The organism is Variovorax sp. W1I1, assembly GCF_030815625.1.
GTDB lineage: Bacteria > Pseudomonadota > Gammaproteobacteria > Burkholderiales > Burkholderiaceae_C > Variovorax > Variovorax paradoxus_C.
This window is the reverse complement of the sequence record NZ_JAUSWZ010000001.1, coordinates 5,424,217-5,444,400: the sequence shown is the minus strand read 5'-3', so window position 1 is coordinate 5,444,400 and position 20,184 is coordinate 5,424,217. Positions and strand designations below refer to the sequence as shown.

The window sequence follows — 20,184 nt, the reverse complement described above, 5'->3', positions numbered from 1 at the left end:
GTCATGCTCCTACGGTGTGCGCGCCCTGCGACAGGTTGGTTTGCCAGTTCAGCAGGCGCTTCTGGATCAGCGACAAGACGGCGCTCACCGAAAGAACGATGAGCATCACGGTCACGAGCGACACAAACACCAAGGTAGTGTCGAAATCTGTGGCGCCGAACTGCGCCAGGTAACCGAGGCCGCGGTTCGACGAAATGATTTCTCCGACGATGGCTCCGGCGATGGCATAAGGAACGGCCACGCGCAGACCGCCGAACACGTACGGGACGACGGCAGGCCAGACCACATGCCTGAGCAGTTGCGATTCCGAAGCACCGAAAACACGCGCCGACAGCAAGAGCTTCTGATCGACAGCATTGACCCCGTCCAGGGTGCTGTAGAAGACGATGAAGAAGATCGCTGCCGCCACCAGCGCGACCTTCGCCCCAGGCCCGACCCCGAGCCACAGGATGAACAGAGGCACGAGCGCCGTTTTGGGAATGGCGTACCCGATGGCGGCGACGCCCAGGAATGCCGCGCGCGAGAAGGGATGCCGGCGCAGGGCCATCGCGACCGCGCAGCCGGGGATCGCACCGAGGAGGAAACCGCCCAATGCCTCGCCGAGCGTGAATCGCCCATGAAACCAGAGGTCGCCGTTCAGCACCAGCATCCAGATTCTTTCCAGGACCAGCGACGGCGAGCTGATCCAGTAGGCCCCGTGGAGCCGGCCCACGGCCTCCCACGCGATCAGGAGCACGGAGGCCAGAACGATCCTGTCCGTCCAAAGTCGACGACGATTCACTTTTGGCTTCGCCTATTTGCCGGAGCCGACGAAGTCGTCGGTGTAGAGGCTCTTGGCGAGCGCCTTGAGTGCTGCTTTGTCATCCTGCGGACCGAACATCACGTCCACGGTGTGCTCGAACGCTTTTCCCATCGGCATTGATCGCGCCGGTGTGTTGCGTTGAAAACTCTCGAACGCCTGCTTCAGAAGCTCGGGGTCCATCTTCTCGAAGCGTTTGGATAGCAACGCCAGTGCTTTCTGGGGCTCAGCAGTGATGAGCGCGAGACTCCGGTCGAGCGCGCCGACCATGTGGCGGCAGGTGGCGGTGGCGCTCCGGCAGAAGCCGTCGCGGGCGACCAGCACGTTGTAGGTCGTCGGATTCACCTCGGGGAAATCGCCTCGGGGCCCGCTGATCCAGAGGTAGGCGCCTCGCCGCGCGGCTTCCAGCGTGAAGGGGCTGGAAAAGATGAAGCCGTCGACCTCCTTCTTCTGCAAGGCTGCGTCCATTCCGGGCGGCGCGATGAAGACCAAGCGGATATCCCTGTCGGCATCGATGCCCGCCTGTCGGGCGACGAATCGCAGATAGGCATGCGGCAGGCCATTGGCGGCATCGACTGCCAGCGTCAGGCCCTTAAGCGCGCGGGCCCTGTCCATCGGCGTCTTGGCGGAGGCCAGGCGTTCGGCCGTTGCCGCCGACAGCACGATCTCGGTGGTCGCGTTTTCCTGGAGACCGGCGATTGCCAGCGTCTTCTGGCCGCGCTGGGCCGCGCGCAATTGAATGAGTCCGGCGATCGTGGTGAAGTCGCTGCTGCCGCCGATCAGCGCATTGAGCGCTGCAGGGCCCGCCAGCTGACTGATCTCGACATCGACGCCTGCATCCTTGAAATAGCCGGCATCCTCCGCGATGTAGACCGGCGCGAAAAGGATGGAGACAGCGGGAAGCACCAGTTTCGCCTTCGCGGGTTGGGCGGTTGCCGCCAACGCTGACGCGGCCATGACCACGCCGATGGCAGCGTCCCTCAGATACTTGTTGAGCATGGCTTGTCTCCTTGTTTGAATGGCTTACAGGATGGAATCGGGCCGGCGCATCAATTCGACTTCGGGAACGCCATCGCGCAGCTTCTGCAGCATCTCGTCCGCGTCGAACTCGATCCCGATCGGGTTGCGTTTGAACGCTTCGCTCGCGAGCCAGGCATTGGTCGCCTCGGCATCGGGGAAGCTGTCCACCTGCAGTTCGATCTGATTGCCCTCGGGGTCCGCGTAATAGAAGGAGACCGTGGGCCCGTGATTGATCGACCGATGGGGAACGATCCCGAGTTGTCGAAGACGCACGAAGTTGTCGAGCAGGTCGGCCAGCGAGTCGTAGGCGAAGGCGGTGTGGAAATAGCCGGCGCGGACAGTCCCGTCCTGCGGCGGATAGTCTTGCAGCCCGATCAACGCGATCCGGTGGTGCTCATCGTCGTAGGTGAGAAACGCGACCTTGTCGGAGGCGTGCGCGACATGCGCCCCGAGAACCGTGCAATACCAATCGATGAGCTCGCTCAGGTGGTTGGTGCGCAATGCGATGTGGGCCAATCGCCGCGGCGATTTCGTGGCGACGGCAGGGGTTGAATTCACGCGTGTACCTCCGGATTTTGTGGCGCAGGTTCTGCAACCGGCTTGTCTGGTTTCGACGCGAAAGCGCCGATCACTTGGGCCATCGTTCGGTCGGGATGGGGCAGGGCGTCTTTGGCACGCCATGCGACGTGGCCGTCGGGACGTACGAGAACGGCACCGCGCGGGGAGATTTCATAGAGGTCATGGAATGCGCCGAGGTGGTCCAGCAGGTCGCGATGCGCACCCACGACGAAAGCCTGCGACCGGATGCCGGCCCTCGAGGCGGCCTTTGCGAACGCCTGGACCCATGGCTGCGCATCGCGGCCAGCGAGAAGGGTGAAGCGCAGATCCTTGAACAGATCCACCGTCGAGATCGTGGGTCCGCCTTCGGGTAGCTTCAGCCAGCAATGCGGTGCGCGCCCGCCTGGTGCGGCGGTCGCATCATAGGTATTGACGTCGCGGGGCAGCGCCGGATTTCCTTCGTCGAAGACCAGGGGCGACCGGTAGGCATAGCCGAAGGTTTGTCCGTGGTATTCGAAGTGCTCCCGTTGGCCCGGGATCGCATCGCGCATGTGCGAGATGTCGTCTTCGCAGAAGTCTTCATGCGTCTTCATGATGCCGCCCAACCCCGCGGATTCCATGCGTCGCGCGTTGCGCACGCTTTGCGCCACGTTGAACCGGATCACGGGCAGGCGCTCGGCTTCGTAGGAGTCGAGGATGTCTTCGTCGGCCACGCCCTGGAGGACTAGCGCAAGTTTCCAGCACAGGTTGTGGACATCGCCGATCGCCGTGTTCATGCCCTGCCCACCGGTGGGGGGCAAGGGATGCGCGGCGTCGCCTGCAAGGAAGATTCTTCCGACGCGCAACTTCTCCGCGATGCGCGCTTGCATGCGCCATGCGCGAACGTCCTTGACCTGCAATCGAAGGTCCTCCACGCCGATGGCGGATTTCACAATGTCGGCGCAACGCTCGGGGGTGAAGTCTTCTGGCGTGTTTTTGGTGGCGTCGTAGCCGAAGTTGTAGGTCCAGCGGTTGCGACCGTCCAACGCAATCATCACGCCGACGGTCTCAGGGTTGTAGATCCACCAAAGCAGGTTGGGACGATTCGCCACCCACGGCCACAGGTCTGCCTCGAAGTAGACGCCGATCTGATGGCCGAGCGCCGCTTCGCCGCCTAGAGGAACGCCCAGTTGCTCGCGAATCGCGCCGCGTGCGCCGTCGGCTGCGATCGCGTAGCGTGCGCGAACGATGCGCGTCACGCCATCGCCTGTAGTGATCTTCGCCGAGACACCCTGCTCATCCTGCTCGAGGTCTTCCAGCGGGGTCCCGAACATGACATCGACACTGGCTTGATCGTCCGCGGCGCGGCGTAGCACCGGCTCGAGCGCATCCTGGGGACAGGACGTCTTCGCGCTCGGGCCATAGGTTTCGAAGAGTCGATTCCGCTGCCGATCGGCACAGGTGCGGATCTCGCCGATCACCTCGCCGACAACGGACCGCACGAAGATGACACCCTGGTTCCGGTCATGCGGAATGCCGCGGGCGCGCACTGCGTCCTCCAAGCCCCAGGTTCTGAAGATCTCCATCGTCCTCGCGCTGACGACATGGCCGCGCGGATGAAAGCTCGTCGACGGGTGTTTTTCGACGAGAAGCGTGCGCACCCCGCAGCGTCCCAGCGCGACGGCCGCAGCCAACCCGCAGGGCCCCCCGCCGACGATCAGAACGTCGTAGCTGGAAGCCATCGTGTTTCTTGTTTGCTTCGCCATGGTTTAAATTTCCCTTGATATTGATTGACTGTCAGTCAGTCTAAGGCCGCGATTGCAAGCAGCGGTTGCTGGTTTTCCCTGAGGTTGCGAGGCCCATGTGCACGAGCAGACATATGATCGAAACGATGATTGACACTGCGTTTTCTCCCGGTAACCCCAGCCGGGAAACACCCGAGCGGAAGTCTTCGGGCAAGCAACGAATCCTGGAAACGGCTGAGCGCCTTTTTGCGACCCGAGGGTTTCTGGACGTCGCAGCCGCAGAGATCGTTCGCGAGGCCGGGGTCGCCCACGGCCTGCTTTTTCATCACTTCGGATCGATGGAAGGTCTGTACGCCGAGGTCAGTAGGGCAGCGGCGCAGAAGATGAACAAGGTGCAGCAAGACTCGTTTCGCGGCCGGACCGCGCGTGAACAAGTGACATCGTTCCTGCGCGCACATCTGAAAGCTGTGAAGCAACGGCAAGGCGATGCGCTTTTTAGAGCGCGTTCCCATAACCTCGCAATCAATGCGGAGGTTGCTGAAATTTGGGAGGCGTCGCGTCAGCAAGCGATCGATCGGATATGCGAAGTCCTCGGGATTTCGAGCCCAACCAAGAAGGTTCGAGCGTGCATGCGTGCCTGGATCGGATTCCACGATCAGCTTGTCCTGGCGTGGCTCGCGGACCGATCAGTGAGTGAGTCTGAAGTTTTGGAGTTGACGCTTCATCAGCTTGGCCATCTGGCCTCTGAGGTGCTCTCGGTAGAACTCGATCGGAATGCCTGAGGCTCCTCGCCCAACGTCTTGATTTGCGTCTGCGTGATGCCCACTCAAGCCAACATGGTCCGCGCTCCCCATCTGCAAAGGCGCGTCAGTCCAGCTTGATGTTGGCCTGCCTGATCACCCTGCCCCACATCTGCCGGTCGGCATGGATGAAGGCCGCGAACTCTTCTGGCGTGTCGCAGCGCAATTCGCCGCCGTACTCGCGCCACTTCTTTGCCAGTTCCTCGGACTGGCAAGCCTTCCGCATGGCGGCGCTGAGCTTCTCAAGGATGGGCTTCGGCGTGCCGGCCGGCGCGAGGATGCCCTGCCACGCGATCGGGGCGTAGTCTGGCAGTCCTGCTTCTGCGAAGGTGGGCACATCGGGAAAACTCGCATGCCGCTTGTTGCCGGTAATGGCCAGCAGCTTCAGACGGCCCGCGCGGATGCTTCCCGCGGCAGCGGGAAGGCCATCGAACATCGCCTGCACCTGGCCCGCGATCAGGTCGGTGTAGGGGCTGGTGCTGTTGTAGGGCACGAGGTTGGTCTTCACGCCCGCGGCATTGTTGAACCACACCGCCGACAGGTGCGAATAGCTGCCGATGCCTGCGGTCGCAACTGCCAATGAATCAGGCCTGGCCTTGAGCCCCGCGATGAGCGCGCGCGCATCCTTCGCCTCGACGCCGGCCGTGGCAATGAGCCCCGTGTTCAGTACGCCCAGGAGGCTGACCGGAGCGAAGTCCTTCTCTGCGTTGAATGGCAGCTTCGCATACAGGTGAGGCACCACTGACAGCGAACTGGTCGTGCCGATGTACAGCGAGTAGCCGTCGGCCGGCGCCTTGGCAGCCACCTCGGTGCCGATGATGTTCGAGGCCCCAGGCCGGTTCTCCACGAAGAAGGTCTGGCCCAGGATCTTCGTGAGTTCGGCCGCGATCTCGCGTGCGTTCGCATCTGGCCCGCTCCCAGCCGGGAAGGGGGCAATGATGCGCACCGCCTTGCTCGGGTAGTCGGACTGTGCTGCCGCGCCAGGCGGCACGGCGCCTGCGGCGGCCATCACGCCAAGGGCCATCCAGCGGCGGGCCGTCATCTTCAGAATTCTCATCGGTTTGTCTCCTGTTGATCTTGCGTGCCGTTTGCACGAGGCCGAATGATAAAGAAATGCGTTGTATTGTCAAAATACGATAATTTCAATATCATTCATCAACGCAAGGCCGAATACCGGCACGCTTTATCGCCAGGAGATATTGAATTGACCGACAGCAGCCCATCGAATCTGCAGTTCAGCCACATCGGCCTGTACGTGAACGACCTGCCGCGCATGGCGCGCTTCTACCGGCAAGCCCTGCGCTTCACCCAGACCGATGCGGGCGACCTCGGCACGGTGCAACTGGTGTTTCTGAGCCGGGACGCGCGCGAGCACCACCAACTGGTGCTCGCCACCGGCCGGCCGGCCGACCTGGGCTTCAACGTGGTCAACCAGGTCTCCTTTCGCGTGCCCGACATCGCCACGCTGCGGCAGTTCCATGACCGGTTGATGGCCGAGGGCGCGAGCGACATGAATCCGGTGACGCACGGCAACGCGGTATCGGTGTATTGCCGTGACCCCGAGGGCAACCGGCTCGAGCTCTTCATGGACACGCCTTGGTACTGCGAGCAGCCGCTGCGCGAGTCCATTGACCTGTCGCAGCCTGATGAGGTCATCCTTGCGCAGGCAGAGGCCATCGCCAAGCGCTTTCCGAAGTTCATGAGCCGCGCGCAATGGCAGGCCGAGGTCGCGCGTCGCATGGAGGAAGACCAGCGTGGCTGAGCCGCATCGCATGCACGATGTCGCGATCGTCGGGCTCGGCCCCACCGGTGCCACGTTGGCCAACCTGCTGGGCGCGGCGGGGCTGTCGGTGGTGGTGCTTGAGCGTGAGGCTGGCGTGTTCCCGCTGCCGCGCGCGATTCACTTCGACGGCGAGGTGCTGCGCATCCTGCAGGGCGCGGGACTGCGCGAGCAGGCCCTGGCCATCGCACGCCCTGGCGAACAGGGCATGCACTTCGTCAACGGCGCGGGCGAGACCATGCTGATACGTGGCGGCAGCGCTGCGCTCGGGCCGCACGGCTGCGCCAACAACTACTACTTTCACCAACCCGAACTCGAGGCGGTGTTGCGCGAAGGCCTGACGCGCTTCGCCAACGTGGACGTGCGGCTGCGGAGCGAAGTGACGGGCGTCGCGCAGGACGCGGAAGGCGCCACGCTGGCCGTGCGCGAAGCCGGCAGCGGCCAGACTTCGACCGCGCGCGCGCGCTACGTCATCGGCTGCGACGGCGCGCGCTCGCCGGTACGCCAGCACATGGGCAGCGCGATGCTGGACCTCGGCCTACGCCAGCCGTGGCTGGTGTTCGACGTGGTGCTGCGCCAGCCGGTCGACCTGCCTGCGCACACGGTGCAGCACTGCGACCCGGCACGGCCCATGACCTATTGCAACGTGGTCGGCGACCGGCGGCGCTGGGAAATCATGGTTTTGCCCGGCGACGACCACGAAGCACTGGTGCAGCCCGAATCGCTCTGGCGCCTGGTCGCGCCATGGGTGAGGCCGGATCAGGCGCGGCTGGAGCGCGCGGCCATCTACACCTTTCACTCGGTCATCGCGCAGGGTTGGCGCCGGGGCCGGCTGCTGCTGGCGGGCGATGCGTGCCACCAGACCCCGCCCTTCCTCGGCCAGGGCATGTGCGCGGGCATCCGCGACGCGGCCAACCTCGCGTGGAAGCTGGAGGCGGTGCTCGCGCGGCAGGCCTCCGATTCGCTGCTCGACACCTACGAGTCGGAGCGCGCGCCGCATGTGCGTGCGCTCATCGAACTGGCGGTGCGGCTGGGCAACATCATCCAGACCACCGACCCCGCGCTCGCGGCCAAGCGTGATGCGAAGTTCCGCGCGGGCCGTCCCGAGATCTTCGAGTTGCCGCCGCAGGTGCTGGGCGAGGGCGCCTTCGACGCGCAGCCCGGCTCGCCAGCGGGCCGCCCGTTTCCGCAGCCGCGCCTGCAGGACGGCCGCCTGCTGGACGAACTGCTGGGCCGCCGCAGCGCGGTCATCGGCCGACACCCCGCGCTCGCAGCCGCCGCCCCCGCCACCGTCGAGCGTTGGCGCCGCGCCGACGCGATGGTCATCGACCAGCCCGACGCGACATTGCGGGACTGGCTTGACGCCCAGGAAGCGCAAGCAGTGATACTGCGGCCCGACCGATATATCGTCGGCGTTGCGCGCACGGGGCTCGATCTGGATCGCATCTCGCAACACCTCCCCGTCGCGCCATGACATCCTGGAGGAAACCGCGTGCCGGAAAAATCAATGTCGAGCCTGGGTCGCATGCTGGGCGTGCTCGACCTGTTCGACGACATGCACCTGACGCGTACCGCGGACGACATCTCGGCCGCGCTCGCGGTGTCGCTCCCCACGGGCTACCGCTATGTGCGGATGCTGCTGGAGGCTGGCCTGCTGCAGCGCGTGGAAGATTCGCACTACGCGCTGGGGCCGCGCATCATCCTGCTCGACCACTACATCCGCAAGGCCGACCCGGTGCTGCGCGAGGGCATCCCGGTGATGCGCGAGCTGGTGGCCGCCACCGGCTTCGACTGCGTGACATCGGGCCTCTTCGGCATGCAGGTGCTGGACACGCACCGCGAGATGGGCGGTGCGCCGCCCGCGCTGGCCTACGGGCGTGGCCGACCGCGCCCGCTGTTCCGGGGCGGCGCGCCCAAGGTGCTGCTGGCCACGTTCGCGCCAGCGCAACTGCGCAAGGTCTTCGATGCGCGCCACGACGAGCTCGTGCGCTGCGGACTGCCCGCCGAATGGAGCGAGTTCCGCCGCCACTACGCGGCGATCCGCAAGGCGGGGCACTACGTGTCGATCGGCGAGCTGGAGCCGCAGCTGGCGGCCGTTGCCGCGCCGATCATGAAAGCCGACGGGGGCGCATGGGGCGCCATCTCGCTGGTCTTCGACACCTCGCGCCTGTCCATCGTCGATCTCGACAAGATCGTTCACCTGATCACCGAGGGCGCTTCGCGCATTGGAGGTCGCTTGGCGTAAACCTGTTTCCACAACCACCACGTGCCCTCGCGGGCCTCACGGACAGACCATGAAACTCATCAGCTTCCAACACAACGGCATCGACAGCTACGGCGCGGTGACAGGCGAGCGCATCGTCAATCTGCGCGAAGTCTTCGCCGATCGCGCGACGGACCTGAAGACGCTCATCGCCGCCGATCTGCTGACCGAAGCTGCTGCGGCCGCGGCGAAAACCACCGCGACGCTGCCGATGAGCGAGGTTCGATTGCTGCCGGTGATTCCCAACCCGGGCAAGATCGTGTGCGTCGGCCTCAACTACGGCGAGCACGTACGGGAAACAGGCCGCGAGATCACCGAGCAGCCCACCCTCTTCTTGCGGGTGGCTGAATCGCAGGTGGCCCATGGCGACGAGATCGTCCTGCCGCCCGAATCGACGAAGCTCGACTACGAAGGCGAGATCGCCGTCGTCATCGGCCGGGGCGGACGGCGCATTGCCGAGGCCGACGCGTGGAATCACATTGCCGGCTATGCCTGCTACAACGACGGCAGCATCCGTGACTGGCAGACCGCCACGCCGCAATGGACGGCCGGCAAGAATTTCTGGCGCACTGGTGGTTTTGGCCCATGGATGGTCACGCGCGACGACATCAAGGACAACCAGGTCATGACGCTCGTCACGCGCCTGAATGGCCAGGAGATGCAGCGCACCACCACCGACAAAATGATCCACAGCATTCCGCAGCAGATTGCGCACATCTCGGCCTTCATGCCGCTGGCAGCGGGCGACGTGATCGTCACCGGCACGCCCGGCGGTGTGGGCGCCAAACGCACGCCGCCCGTGTGGATGAAGGCGGGAGACATCGTCGAAGTGGAAGTCGACGCGATCGGTGTGCTGCGCAACGGCGTTCGTGCGGAGTGAGGCTCGGGAAACATCTGAACGGCAGGCAACAGTCCGCGATGCAGCTTCTCCTCCGGCCACTTGGTCGGTTGAAGCGGAAGAGAACCGCCACGTCGACGACCCCCTGTCCAGCATCGTGTCAAGTTCGATGCCCTGAGATTCGGCAACGTTGAGACGAATACCCGGATGCTCCAGGTGCAGCCGCTCGAAGAACCCGGTCACTAATGGATTTGCAGCGAAGAAATGAAGCCCATCCGGACTTCGCCGAGCAGTTTGCCGGATTCCACCGGCAGTTCCTGGGTGAGGCGCTTCGTCTCCTGCCGCCATGAGCGGAGCCGCACCACAGCGCACGCACCCAGTTCGGTCAGGGTTCGCCACGGCCAGTGCGGCGAAAGAGCGTGCCGTCCCAAGGCTGCTTCGAGTCGAGGATCTGACGACTGACTTGTCCGGCACGACTGGCACGCTCTACGTGGACGGCGTCGTCGCCGGTCCCCATACGCAGATGACGCTCACGCCCGCCGACCTCGGCGAGACGACGCAGAACTTGCTTGATCGCCCGCAGTACGGCACCGACCCCGATCTGCAAGGGTGGTGACGATCTGCGGATCTACAGCGGGGCGCTCGGCGCGACGGAGATCGCTGCGCTGGAGAAGGCCTGAGATGCTCGCGATTGAGGTTGCTGTCCAACAACATATAACCTGCGATTCTCGCGATTTGAGGTCATCGGCCAACCCACGAAGGGGATATTTGCGTGCCTGTGCTTATCGCCGTGACCTTGACGTCCATGAGGAGATTTCGTCAACCCGTACCCAATGGTCACAGGACCAACCGCAGCTATTCACCGACGTGAGCGATGGCAAGGGGCGGCGTCGGATGCGATCTCGAAGTCGATATGGGGTGGATTCATGAGTGGTCGGGGAGGAGCTGCCTTGTCTGCGCTCGCAAAAGCGGGACGGAAAAAAAGGTTGACGCGACACGCTTGCCGTTCCCTCTCCCAAGCGTTCAGGCGTGCCGGTTAGGACCATACTGTCTTCTTGAAGGGAAGAATCGCAGCTAAACCGGGGATGGCAAAATCCGGCGTGTGACCTAACGCCCGATGTCACCAGGCGCCGGTACCTTAAGGAGCCTCCTTTCCCGAAGAGTGGAATGCCGCTGTCGGAGGTTGGAGCTCGGTTCAATTTACAGCCTCTCAGAAATCAATGGACACCAGCGGCCTTCCCGATGACAGCAGGCTGATTGAACTGCAACGTTTCGAGTTGCTCGTTTCGGCAATCCACGACTACGCGATCTACATGCTGGATCCGCAGGGCCATGTGGTGAGCTGGAATGCGGGTGCCGAGCGTTTCAAAGGATATGCGGCTGGCGAAATCGTGGGCCAGCACTTTTCGCGCTTCTACGCGCCAGAAGACCGGGCGGCGGGAATCCCCGAGCGTGCCCTGCAAACCGCACAAAAAGAAGGAACGTTCCAGGCAGAAGGCTGGCGGCTGCGCAAGGACGGCTCGCGCTTCTGGGCGAACGTGGTCATCGACCCCATCTATGCCGCCGATCAGCGCTTGCTGGGCTTTGCCAAGATCACCCGGGACGTGGGCGATCGCAAGGCTGCGGAGGAGGCACTCCGCAAAAGCGAACAGGAGTTCCGGCTGCTCGTGCAGGGGGTGACGGACTATGCGATCTACCTGCTCGACCTAAATGGCCTGATCACGAAATGGAACGCGGGCGCTCAGCGCATTAAGGGATATGCCGAGACTGACGTGATCGGAACGCATTTTTCACGCTTTTATACCCCGGAGGAACAGGCCATTGGGTTGCCCGCTCAAGCCCTTGCCATTGCGTCGGCAGAAGGCCGCTTCGAGCAGGAAGGCTGGCGGGTCCGCAAAGACGGGAGCCAGTTCTTCGCCCACGTGATCATCGATCGACTTCATGATGACGACGGAAGGTTCTTTGGCTTCGCCAAAATTACTCGCGACATTACAGAACGTCGAGAGGCGGCCGAGGTGCTCAAGCGCACGGAAAAGGCGCTGATGCAGGCCCAGAAGATGGAGTCCATCGGCAAGCTCACGGGTGGCGTCGCACACGACTTCAACAATCTGCTGCAAGTCATCGCCGGCAATCTGCAGCTTTTGGCTCGCGACGTGACAGGACTGGAACGGGCCGAACAGCGCGTTGAGAACGCGCTCGCTGGTGTGCGGCGGGGAGCCAAGCTGGCCGGGCAGCTGCTGGCTTTCGGTCGCAGGCAGACGCTCGAGCCGAAGGTCGTGAATCTCGGTCGCATCGTGCAGGCCATGCACGAAATGTTGCAGCGTGCTCTGGGCGAGGCTGTGCTGCTGGAGACGACCGTCGCCGATGACCTTTGGAGCACTTCCGTCGATGTGGCGCAGGTCGAGAATGCGCTATTGAACTTGGCCATCAATGCGCGTGATGCCATGGATGGGGCGGGCAAGCTCACGGTGGAGATTGGCAATGCGACCCTCGACGTCGCGTATGCCCGGGAACATGCCGACCTCGTCGCCGGAGACTACGTCATGCTGGCCGTGTCGGACACGGGCGCGGGAATGCCGCCCGAAATCATTGCACAAGCTTTCGATCCGTTCTTCACGACCAAGCCGGAGGGCAAAGGCACGGGCTTGGGTCTTTCCATGGTGTACGGCTTCGTGAAGCAATCGGGCGGCCATGTGAAGATTTACAGCGAGGTGGGTGACGGGACGACCGTCAAGCTCTATCTGCCGCGGTCAAGGAACCCCGAGGAGGAAGCGGCCTCGCCCGACATGGGCCCGGTGGTGGGTGGGGCCGAGACGATCTTGGTTGCGGAGGACGATGAGCACGTGAGATCCACGGTGGTCGAGATGTTGCAGCAACTCGGCTACAAGGTGTTCGCCGTGAGCGATGCCGAGCAGGCACTCGCCATCATCCAAAGCGGAATCAAGATCGACCTCCTCTTCACCGATGTCGTGATGCCAGGTCCCTTGCGCAGCCCAGATCTGGCGCGCAGGGCGCGCGAACTGGTGCCGGGGCTTGCGGTGCTATTCACATCGGGCTACACGCGGAATGCCATCGTGCACGGCGGCCGCCTTGACCCGGGGGTGGAACTGCTCGCCAAGCCGTATACGCGCGAAGATCTTGCCCGCAAAGTCCGGCATACGCTCGCGAATCAGCGCTAGCGGACGTTACCTCGTGCGGGCGAGAACAGCGTGACTTCGGTCAGTAGCAAGGAGAGTCGGCACGGCGCCAACGTGGCGCAGTTCCTGAGCCGCGTGCAGCAGGCTCATGCAAGATGACTTGGCCGGACGCACATCTCGAATTGCACATCTCGCGCTCCGATTCGCAAGTGGGATAATTCTGCCTCGGTGGCTCGTTTGTCTCTGGTGTGATGCCTGAAACCTGGGGCCGTTTCCGGCAGTTTTGGTGTACCCAAACGTGTACCCGGCAGATTGGACGAATTGGTGAAAGCGAGTGCTGGTGCGGGTTGACGGCGATCTTGAGATTCCGCCCCAGCTTTGGTGCGGCTTTGGCCGCTCAGCCAAGCCCCAAGAATCATTGACTTACCGCTGCGAGTCACGGGTTGTGATTCGATTCCAAGTTTTCTGGATGGCTTGCTTCCATTTCATCTTCAAAAGCTGCCTCTCTTGCGAGCAGGAATTTTTGATGAGTGGGGGATGCGGACAAAAACTTGGATGACCAGAAGGTAGTTCATGCATTCATATGAAGACAGGATTCGAGCGGTCGAGCTGTACATCGAGCTCGGCAAGCGCATCCGGCAACTATTCGCCAGCTTTGGTGCCCAACCAAGAATGTCCTGAAGGACTGGCACCGCGAGTACGAGCCGCGGCTCGATCTCCCCGTGACCATGCGGGCTGGGCCCAAGTACCCGCAGGCGCAGCGGGAGGCGGCGGGCTTCGGCCGGTCATCGTCACCGTAGTTTTATTTGCGTTTTCGTTCGGCAGCCCTTCTTCGCCATTTGGAAGAGAAGCAACCGAGTGAGTCTCAAAGACCTGGTTGCGAACGCGGTGCAGCAACCACAGGGCCGGAATTCGCGCTTTCCCGTGGAAAGCGCGGTGTCCAGGTCTTTCCTGCATCGAGCGATGAAAAGACGCGCTTTCCGTCTTCCGCGAGGATTTCCTGGTCATCGGCGTACACGATTCGCGCCGCAAAGTCGGCACTCCGGAAAGGCTGGCCCAAGGGAGCCCAGGTCTTGCCGCCATCGGTCGTCTGCGTGACCTGGTTGCTCACAGTACTGAATCCAGGCGTCGGCTGGATGCCCAATGCACGGGTCTGATCTCGCCAATAGGTCCCGATCGGCACGGTGCGCTCGGTGCTCACCCAGGTCTTGCCGCCGTCGTTGGAACTGGTGAAGTACGTCGTCATGCCATTCATGCGGGTGACGGCAATCGCCCCATCGGGGAGCACTTGCCAGTTGCTGACCCAGAATTTCTCGCGAGTCGTCGTTACCTGTAGAGATTGTTTGTCGACGCGTGTGATGAGAGTCTCGCGTCGAAAGCCGGGAACGTTTCTGGCCATCAGCAGGGCGTCTTGATGATCCAACAGCAGAGCGGGCAGCTTTGCCTCGTCTAAGTCCTGAATGCCCGCGCTGAGTTCCTTCGGCGCTGCCTCATCGTTGCCCAACTGATCCTGAACCAGGATGCGGGCGCCCTTGAGCCGGTCGGTGACAACGAGCAGCGCCCTGCCTTCAGGCAAGTCCTGGATCGATGCGACTTGACCATGTTCGCTCGATAATTGGCGAGCTTCCCACGAACCGCCGCGGCGTTTGACGGCGTAGCGGCCGAACTCGGAGCCGGCCACGCAAGTCGCATCTTTCCAGCAGGACACGAAGCTCACACGCGCCAGCGTGTCGAGCGGCTCCGATGTCCAGCGCCCTGGGGCCACGCGCTCAACGATCTCGCCCAGGTGCGATCCAGCCACCATGCGGGCGCCATTTCGCGATCCGATGGGAGACAGCATCGACACCAGTCCTCTTGCGCGCGCAATGGCCTGCGCTTCGTCTGCGGGCATCTGGAGCCATCCTCCACCCGGTTGCATCGCAGGGACACTGCGAGAGTCGTCCCGCAGCGCCCGCATGCTTTCCGCGGTACCTCGTGCACCGCCAAGCAGGACGATTTGGGCCGGCTCCTTGTCTCCTGTGCTCGGCGAGAACACCACTGTTCCCAGGTTAGCGAGGCGTCCCGCCTCCACCTTGAAGCGCGGCACTTGCTTGTCCAGGGAGGCGTGATCGCTGGTGATCAGGGCAATGAGCAGGCCCGGTCCAGGTCCGATGCTGCCGGCACTCGCAAACTCATATTCGCCGGGAGGCAAGCGACCGAAGTGCAGCGATTCGGTAGGGACCGAACTGCCTCCAAATACACCTATCGCCATCGGCGTCAGATCGGGCACTTCATGGCGGATGCCCTGTGCAGAGACCAAGGTGATCTGCTGCCATTTCGGATTCAGCAGGCTGATCGGTCTGGTGGACACGACCTTGAGGAGCACGTACCCGTCCGTTCCCTCGGCGGGAAGCCGAACGTCAAGCCGACCATCCGGCGCGCGTGTGGCGATCGATGTGGCGCAACCGGTCAGCAGCACCAAGCTGGCAACGGCAAGCCATCGCCCAATGACATGAGCTCTCATTCATCCCTCCCGAGTTGTCCTGTTGAAATTTTCTAAAAGCGCCAGGATGCTAGCCGAGCTGTGGACGAAGAGGCGATCCGTTTCGATCGCAGGGCCCGAGTATCGGACCGACGGCGGCTATGTTCCTACCCTGTAGCTTGCAGCCGCGCTCCAAGCTTAAAGGGGCCCGGTGGTGTTAACTGGCCCTAGTCGGTGGCGCCGACACTTGCAGTTGAGCGTATGGCCTGGTGGTTAGCTCCGCCGCAGCTTCAAACCGTATCGGAACGGAATTCACTCACGTCTCCGGGTACTTCGAGCATTAGGAAGTCGCTGGACAGCAAGCGGGCCAGGCAAGGGAGAAGGCACTAGCTCAAAGGCACTGGCGTGTCCTCGGCGTCCCAGAGCTCTTGCGCTACCGTCAAAAAGCCATCGTCACGATAGTCGAGTGATGTCTCGGGGCTGCAAAGCTCTGGACGTAGCCGCCAGGGGAATCAAGAACATGGGGCCGGGCAGGTGCGACATGCCCCGCAAACCCGTCGATTGCCCACCCGGGCATGTACGCGCAACCCGTCCGACGTGCTATCTGGGAGCGATCCGCTCCATGGCTTCGCGCGCGCTGACGATGGGAATGCCCGCATAGTTGCCCAGCGGCAGCAGATCACGCCGGTCACCCGAGGCAATAAGGTCGGCTGCACCGGCCAGGGCCGCTGCCAGCACGTGGTCGTCATCGGGATCGGTGGGCACCACGCGCGGCACGTTTGTAGGCGTGACCACGATGGCGAGCTTGCGCAGATCATCCACAAGAATCTGCGGGCTCAGGTTGGCTTGAACTATGCGATCGGCGAACTTGCTGCGGCCGAGCACATCGAGCAACTCGGCCAGAAGGACTTCGCTCGTGCACAACTCGAAATCGCCGGCGCGCGCTGCGTCCAGGAGTTGGCGTGGCAGCCCGCCAAACATGAGGCCCGAGACGAGCAGGTTGGTGTCGATGACGAAGCGCACGGAGCCTGGGCCTCAGGCGCCTTGGCGCCGAGCCTGACGAGCGGCCTGCACCTCTTGCTCGACCTCTTCCTCGGACAGCGGCGCCAAATTCAGTGCGTCGAGCTTGGCCATGGCCTCGCCCAGGCGGGCGGCAGCTGTGGCCCTCTCCTCTCGTGCGGCCAAGAACTCGACGAAATCCACGACCTCGGCCACGCGGCTGGGCGGCAATTGCTTCAGGCGTTCGATCAGGCGGGTCTCGATGGCGGTCATGGTCGGCTTCCTCGCTCGGGCGGTACTGGGTGGACGCTTCGGTTGTACAACAGGTTCAGGTAAACCTGCTTGCCCATCCAGCACAAGGCCCTATGGGGGGGCAAAAACGGGGACAGGCTCTGTATCTTCAGCCGCTAAACCGCCCCGCGTTCGCGCGGGGCGGTGTTTACACCCGTGTGTGGCAGGCGCGTTGCCTGTCATCGCTTTATCCCAAAGGCCGTGTTCGGCGCGTGGATGTCCAGGTGCGCTTCGGCCAGCAGCTTCTTGAGTTTGTTGTTCTCGGCCCCGAGTTCATGCAGGAGCCTGGCGTCGGGCACGTCCATCATGATCGCTGCCCCTGAGCAGCATCGCGACATCAGCGATGCCATTGCCGTTCAGCTCGCCCTCGGCTTGGCCCGGACGAAGTCAAGATGGCACACGCAGGCTGCATCTGCGCGAACGGCTGACGGGGGGGCGGGGCGTTCCGCGGCGGAGAGCGGCACGGCCATTTCTCCAGTGAGCGCAGTTTATGGATTCATATAGCTCCTCGGCCTGAGCTTCCGTACAACGCGCGGTCAGCTGCGCTCCGCTGGTGGCGTCAGTTCCTCCGTGCTCAAGTCTGAAGTGCTCATAGGTCCACGTGCCGCCGTGGACACAAGCATCCAGGTCCGTTGCTGGAGGCCTACGCATTGCCCACGTCTCGAATGACTGGGACTGTCCTACGCACTGCAAGGTTCGCAAACAGCTGGCTTCTATCGGGCTGTCGGAGATCCAGCGGCTGCTACCAGCCTAGACTGGTTGTAGTTGGCCAGCTTCGGCAGTCGACCGACTGCTGCAGTCGTTTCCTATCATTCGAGAAAAGAGACAGACCGTATGCAGCGATTTGATGACCGTTGGAGAGAGGGCAGAGAAGTCGAGCATTGGCGCGTGCCAATGTTCAATCTCTTGGACCACAGGTTCGATGAATGGCCGCTGCCACGGCAGCCCGACCACGAGCGCATCGAACTGTGCCTGTGTCAACGCGATTGGGCACCCCTGGGGGGAGTCGCGCAGAGCGGCGCTCGTCGTCCCTAACGCTCTTTGCGCAGGAACAGGCGCGAGATGGTCTGCGCGGTCTGCTCGCGCGATGCGGCATCGCCCGAATGCAGCTCGGCCATGGCGCCGTGCATCATCTTTTGCGTGAGCCCGCGCGACATCGCCTCGAGCACCGCATCGACCGATTCGCCCTTGGCCAACAGCTTGCGCGCCCGTGCCATCTCGGCGGCGCGCCATTCGTCGGCCTGCGCATTGAGCTGCTGGATCAGCGGCACCGTGCTGCGCTGGCCCAGCCAGTGCATGAAGCTCTGCACGCCGGCATCGATGATCACCTCGGCCTGCGCCACCGCGGCCTGGCGGTTGGCCTGGCCCTGTTGCACCACGTGCGCGAGGTCGTCCACGGTGTAGAGGTAAACGTCTTCGAGCGCCTTCACTTCGGGCTCGATGTCGCGCGGCACGGCCAGGTCGACCATGAAAATCGGGCGGTGCTTGCGCGCCTTGAGCGCGCGCTCGACGGCGCCCAGGCCGATGATCGGCAGCGTGCTCGCGGTGCAGCTCACCACGATGTCGAATTCGGCCAGCCGCGCCGGCAGGTCGGCCAGCCGCATCGCCTCGCCGCCGAAGCGCGTGGCGAGCTTTTCGCCGCGCTCCAGCGTGCGGTTGGCAATGGCGATGGACTTCGGCTCCTTGGCCGCGAAGTGCGTGACCGCGAGGTCGATCATTTCGCCCGCGCCGACGAACAGCACGCGCGTCTTGCGCAGGTCTTCGAAGAGTTGCCCGGCCAGCCGCACCGCCGCGGCGGCCATGCTGATCGAATGCGCGCCGATCTCGGTGGCGGTGCGCACTTCTTTCGCGACGGCGAACGAGCGCTGGAACAGCTGGTTGAGCGTGGTGCCCAGGGCGCCGACGTTTTCGGCCGCGCGCACCGCGTCTTTCATCTGGCCGAGGATCTGGGCCTCGCCGAGCACCATCGAATCGAGCCCGCTGGCCACGCGGAAGACGTGGCGCGCAGCCTCGTCGTCGTGCAGGGTGTAGGCGTGGGAACGCAGCAGGGCGGGAGCCACGCCGCCGCTCTCTGCCAGCCAGCCGACCGTGTGGTCGAGGGCGATGTGTTCGGAGGCGCAATAGATCTCGGTGCGGTTGCAGGTCGAGATGATCGCGGCTTCCACCTGGGGGTGCCGGCCGCTGGGGAAGGAGCTGCGCAGGCTCTGCAGCGTCGGGGCGATCTGATCGAGCGCGAACGCAAAACGACCGCGCAGATCGAGCGGCGCGGTCGTGTGGTTCAAGCCTAGAGTCCAGACGGTCATGTGTGTGTGACTGTGCCATCGGCAGCAGCGCAGGGGGCCGTGTCGGTGCGCAGCTTGCGCAGTTCATGTCCCGACCCCGGTAGTGCGTGACTATAGGTAGTGGAAAACCGGGTGTCTAGCTGCGATTCCCAGTTTATGGCACAGCATGCAAGACGATGAATCGGCTTCGCAGAACAAGGCAGATCTGCTTGATCTGAACGATCTGAGAATCTTTACCTACGTCTCGGTTCTCTACAGTTTCTCAGCCGCCGCGGATGAACTGGGCATCAGCAAATCAAGCGTCAGTCGCAGCATCGTGCGCCTGGAGACCTTGATGGGTACGCAATTGCTCAATCGGACCACCCGCAAGGTCAAGCTGACTCGTGCCGGGAATGTGCTCAAGGACCGAGGCGTCGAGATCATGAAGCGCATCAGCGAATCCGTCGGCTCCCAAGGTTTCTTGAGCGGTATGAAGGTGTCAGCGTCATCTTTCGCTCCACGATGCAGAAGGCCGAGCTTCGCTCAGAGAACGTGGATATCGCCATTTCCAGCGGTCCCACGCACCCCCCGGGATCGTCGAGATTCGTCACGCTGGCACGTTGGCTCTGTGCATCTCCTGTCTATTTAGAGCGGCGCGGTGCGGTCCAGACGCTGGACGACCTGGGCATGCACGACATCATTGCCACCAATGATCGGGAGACTCACTTCGCGCCTGGACTGGGCAATCTGTTCGAGTTGGAGGTCTTCAAGGACTTGCGCACGAGGCTCAACATCGACAGCTTGGCGGGGGCGCGCCACCTGAGCGTCCAGGGGGCGGGGATCGTTTGTCTGCCTGAGCAGATGTGCAGAGACCAGGTTCGCCGCGGGGAACTGGTGCGCCTGCTGCCGGACCTGGAAATCCGAGCCCTGGATTTGAATGTCTTCTATCCAAGCAAGCGAAGTGCGGCGCCTGTGGTCAGGGCCTTTACCGAGTTGCTCAGAGCAAGTCTGAGCACCGCCAGCGTGTCTTCTTCTGCCCTCGAAATGCCAGTTCCATCGAACGTCGATGCAACGGACGCGCCCGGCATCGCATCGGCCGTGCCGCAGCCCTTGTCCTCGCCACACGAGGAGCCTCGCTCTGCCTGAGTCTTGCGCAGGCAAAGTCGAGGTTCAGGTGATGCCGCACCGTCATGCGGCACTACACCGTTCAGCCAAGTGATTCCCATGCGATTCTGATTCGGCACTGGACTGAC

At 63.2% G+C, this 20,184-nt stretch carries 18 protein-coding genes and 2 pseudogenes; 10 read left to right on the top strand and 10 right to left on the bottom strand.

All coding sequences use genetic code 11. The features are described from left to right. Window position 1: 1 nt before the first annotated feature. Genes QFZ83_RS25305 through QFZ83_RS25290 form a run of 4 tightly spaced genes read right to left on the bottom strand, consistent with a single transcriptional unit; the run spans window position 2 to window position 4,098 of the window. Window positions 2-736 (bottom strand): ABC transporter permease, encoded by a 735-nt coding sequence (locus QFZ83_RS25305; RefSeq protein ID WP_307510993.1) that lies wholly within the window; start codon window positions 734-736, stop codon window positions 2-4. A 57-nt stretch (window positions 737-793) separates the two neighbouring features. Then, the gene (locus tag QFZ83_RS25300; protein ID WP_307510992.1) at window positions 794-1,798 is read right to left on the bottom strand and encodes an ABC transporter substrate-binding protein; all 1,005 of its coding nucleotides are present in this window, start codon (window positions 1,796-1,798) and stop codon (window positions 794-796) included. 24 nt (window positions 1,799-1,822) lie between these two features. Beyond that, window positions 1,823-2,377: a VOC family protein gene (locus QFZ83_RS25295; protein ID WP_307510990.1), complete on the bottom strand. Its 555-nt coding sequence runs from the start codon at window positions 2,375-2,377 to the stop codon at window positions 1,823-1,825. After that, on the bottom strand, window positions 2,374-4,098 hold the full coding sequence (locus tag QFZ83_RS25290; protein WP_307510989.1) for an FAD-dependent monooxygenase: 1,725 nt from the start codon (window positions 4,096-4,098) through the stop codon (window positions 2,374-2,376). Before QFZ83_RS25290 ends, QFZ83_RS25295 begins: the two co-directional genes overlap by 4 nt. Window positions 4,099-4,235: 137 nt before the next feature. Here QFZ83_RS25290 and QFZ83_RS25285 point away from each other — a divergent pair, with 137 nt between their 5' ends. After that, window positions 4,236-4,883, top strand: coding sequence for a TetR/AcrR family transcriptional regulator (locus QFZ83_RS25285; RefSeq protein ID WP_307510988.1), 648 nt, complete (start codon window positions 4,236-4,238; stop codon window positions 4,881-4,883). A gap of 85 nt (window positions 4,884-4,968) precedes the next feature. Here the strand turns inward: QFZ83_RS25285 and QFZ83_RS25280 are convergent, their stop codons facing one another. Beyond that, the gene (locus tag QFZ83_RS25280; RefSeq protein ID WP_307510987.1) at window positions 4,969-5,958 is read right to left on the bottom strand and encodes a tripartite tricarboxylate transporter substrate binding protein; all 990 of its coding nucleotides are present in this window, start codon (window positions 5,956-5,958) and stop codon (window positions 4,969-4,971) included. Window positions 5,959-6,105: 147 nt separating this feature from the next. Between QFZ83_RS25280 and QFZ83_RS25275 the strand changes: the two genes are divergently transcribed. From QFZ83_RS25275 to QFZ83_RS25245, 7 genes and pseudogenes are all read left to right on the top strand, one after another. Next, window positions 6,106-6,663 carry a VOC family protein gene (locus tag QFZ83_RS25275; RefSeq protein ID WP_307510986.1) on the top strand — a complete coding sequence of 186 codons (558 nt, stop codon included), beginning with the start codon at window positions 6,106-6,108 and terminating at the stop codon, window positions 6,661-6,663. Then, complete coding sequence (locus tag QFZ83_RS25270; protein WP_307510985.1) at window positions 6,656-8,155, top strand: bifunctional 3-(3-hydroxy-phenyl)propionate/3-hydroxycinnamic acid hydroxylase; 1,500 nt, start codon at window positions 6,656-6,658, stop codon at window positions 8,153-8,155. The genes QFZ83_RS25275 and QFZ83_RS25270 overlap by 8 nt, the downstream gene beginning before the upstream one ends. A gap of 18 nt (window positions 8,156-8,173) precedes the next feature. Then, complete coding sequence (locus QFZ83_RS25265; protein WP_307510983.1) at window positions 8,174-8,926, top strand: IclR family transcriptional regulator; 753 nt, start codon at window positions 8,174-8,176, stop codon at window positions 8,924-8,926. A gap of 49 nt (window positions 8,927-8,975) precedes the next feature. Then, on the top strand, window positions 8,976-9,824 hold the full coding sequence (locus QFZ83_RS25260; protein ID WP_307510981.1) for a fumarylacetoacetate hydrolase family protein: 849 nt from the start codon (window positions 8,976-8,978) through the stop codon (window positions 9,822-9,824). A 421-nt stretch (window positions 9,825-10,245) separates the two neighbouring features. After that, window positions 10,246-10,398, top strand: coding sequence for a hypothetical protein (locus tag QFZ83_RS25255; protein ID WP_307510979.1), 153 nt, complete (start codon window positions 10,246-10,248; stop codon window positions 10,396-10,398). 604 nt (window positions 10,399-11,002) lie between these two features. After that, on the top strand, window positions 11,003-12,961 hold the full coding sequence (locus tag QFZ83_RS25250; RefSeq protein ID WP_307510977.1) for a PAS domain-containing sensor histidine kinase: 1,959 nt from the start codon (window positions 11,003-11,005) through the stop codon (window positions 12,959-12,961). A gap of 531 nt (window positions 12,962-13,492) precedes the next feature. Beyond that, window positions 13,493-13,692, top strand: a pseudogene (locus QFZ83_RS25245) (IS3 family transposase); the annotation flags it as partial. Between the two features lie 92 nt (window positions 13,693-13,784). On the opposite strand, the gene QFZ83_RS25240 reads toward QFZ83_RS25245, so the two are convergent. The 5 genes from QFZ83_RS25240 to hemA form a co-directional block, all read right to left on the bottom strand. Continuing rightward, window positions 13,785-15,422 carry a sialidase family protein gene (locus QFZ83_RS25240; protein ID WP_307510975.1) on the bottom strand — a complete coding sequence of 546 codons (1,638 nt, stop codon included), beginning with the start codon at window positions 15,420-15,422 and terminating at the stop codon, window positions 13,785-13,787. A 558-nt stretch (window positions 15,423-15,980) separates the two neighbouring features. After that, a complete protein-coding gene (locus tag QFZ83_RS25235; RefSeq protein ID WP_307510973.1) occupies window positions 15,981-16,403 on the bottom strand; it encodes a putative toxin-antitoxin system toxin component, PIN family in 423 nt (140 codons plus the stop codon). Window positions 16,404-16,415: 12 nt separating this feature from the next. Continuing rightward, window positions 16,416-16,652: a DUF2281 domain-containing protein gene (locus tag QFZ83_RS25230; protein ID WP_306883327.1), complete on the bottom strand. Its 237-nt coding sequence runs from the start codon at window positions 16,650-16,652 to the stop codon at window positions 16,416-16,418. A 197-nt stretch (window positions 16,653-16,849) separates the two neighbouring features. Next, entirely contained in the window at window positions 16,850-16,978 is a 129-nt protein-coding gene (locus QFZ83_RS25225) for a hypothetical protein (protein ID WP_307512871.1), read from the bottom strand. Window positions 16,979-17,701: 723 nt separating this feature from the next. After that, a complete protein-coding gene (gene hemA / locus QFZ83_RS25220) occupies window positions 17,702-18,973 on the bottom strand; it encodes a glutamyl-tRNA reductase (protein ID WP_307510971.1) in 1,272 nt (423 codons plus the stop codon). 145 nt (window positions 18,974-19,118) lie between these two features. On the opposite strand from hemA, the pseudogene QFZ83_RS32795 reads away from it, so the two are divergent. Together QFZ83_RS32795 and QFZ83_RS25215 are read left to right on the top strand one after the other, a co-directional pair. Further along, window positions 19,119-19,331 (top strand): annotated as a pseudogene (locus QFZ83_RS32795) (LysR family transcriptional regulator); the annotation flags it as partial. Then, window positions 19,247-20,077 (top strand): LysR substrate-binding domain-containing protein, encoded by an 831-nt coding sequence (locus QFZ83_RS25215; RefSeq protein WP_307512810.1) that lies wholly within the window; start codon window positions 19,247-19,249, stop codon window positions 20,075-20,077. The pseudogene QFZ83_RS32795 and the gene QFZ83_RS25215, both read left to right, overlap by 85 nt. Window positions 20,078-20,184 lie beyond the last annotated feature (107 nt).

Excerpts from the sequence above, each read along its gene's own strand:
- hemA (WP_307510971.1), bottom strand. The coding sequence starts at position 18,973 with ATGACCGTCTGGACTCTAGGCTTGAACCACACGACCGCGCCGCTCGAT.
- QFZ83_RS25240 (WP_307510975.1), bottom strand. The coding sequence starts at position 15,422 with ATGAGAGCTCATGTCATTGGGCGATGGCTTGCCGTTGCCAGCTTGGTG.
- QFZ83_RS25300 (WP_307510992.1), bottom strand. The coding sequence starts at position 1,798 with ATGCTCAACAAGTATCTGAGGGACGCTGCCATCGGCGTGGTCATGGCC.
- QFZ83_RS25260 (WP_307510981.1), top strand. The coding sequence starts at position 8,976 with ATGAAACTCATCAGCTTCCAACACAACGGCATCGACAGCTACGGCGCG.
- QFZ83_RS25225 (WP_307512871.1), bottom strand. The coding sequence starts at position 16,978 with ATGATGGACGTGCCCGACGCCAGGCTCCTGCATGAACTCGGGGCCGAG.
- QFZ83_RS25290 (WP_307510989.1), bottom strand. The coding sequence starts at position 4,098 with ATGGCTTCCAGCTACGACGTTCTGATCGTCGGCGGGGGGCCCTGCGGG.
- QFZ83_RS25285 (WP_307510988.1), top strand. The coding sequence starts at position 4,236 with ATGATCGAAACGATGATTGACACTGCGTTTTCTCCCGGTAACCCCAGC.
- QFZ83_RS25230 (WP_306883327.1), bottom strand. The coding sequence starts at position 16,652 with ATGACCGCCATCGAGACCCGCCTGATCGAACGCCTGAAGCAATTGCCG.
- QFZ83_RS25250 (WP_307510977.1), top strand. The coding sequence starts at position 11,003 with ATGGACACCAGCGGCCTTCCCGATGACAGCAGGCTGATTGAACTGCAA.
- QFZ83_RS25280 (WP_307510987.1), bottom strand. The coding sequence starts at position 5,958 with ATGAGAATTCTGAAGATGACGGCCCGCCGCTGGATGGCCCTTGGCGTG.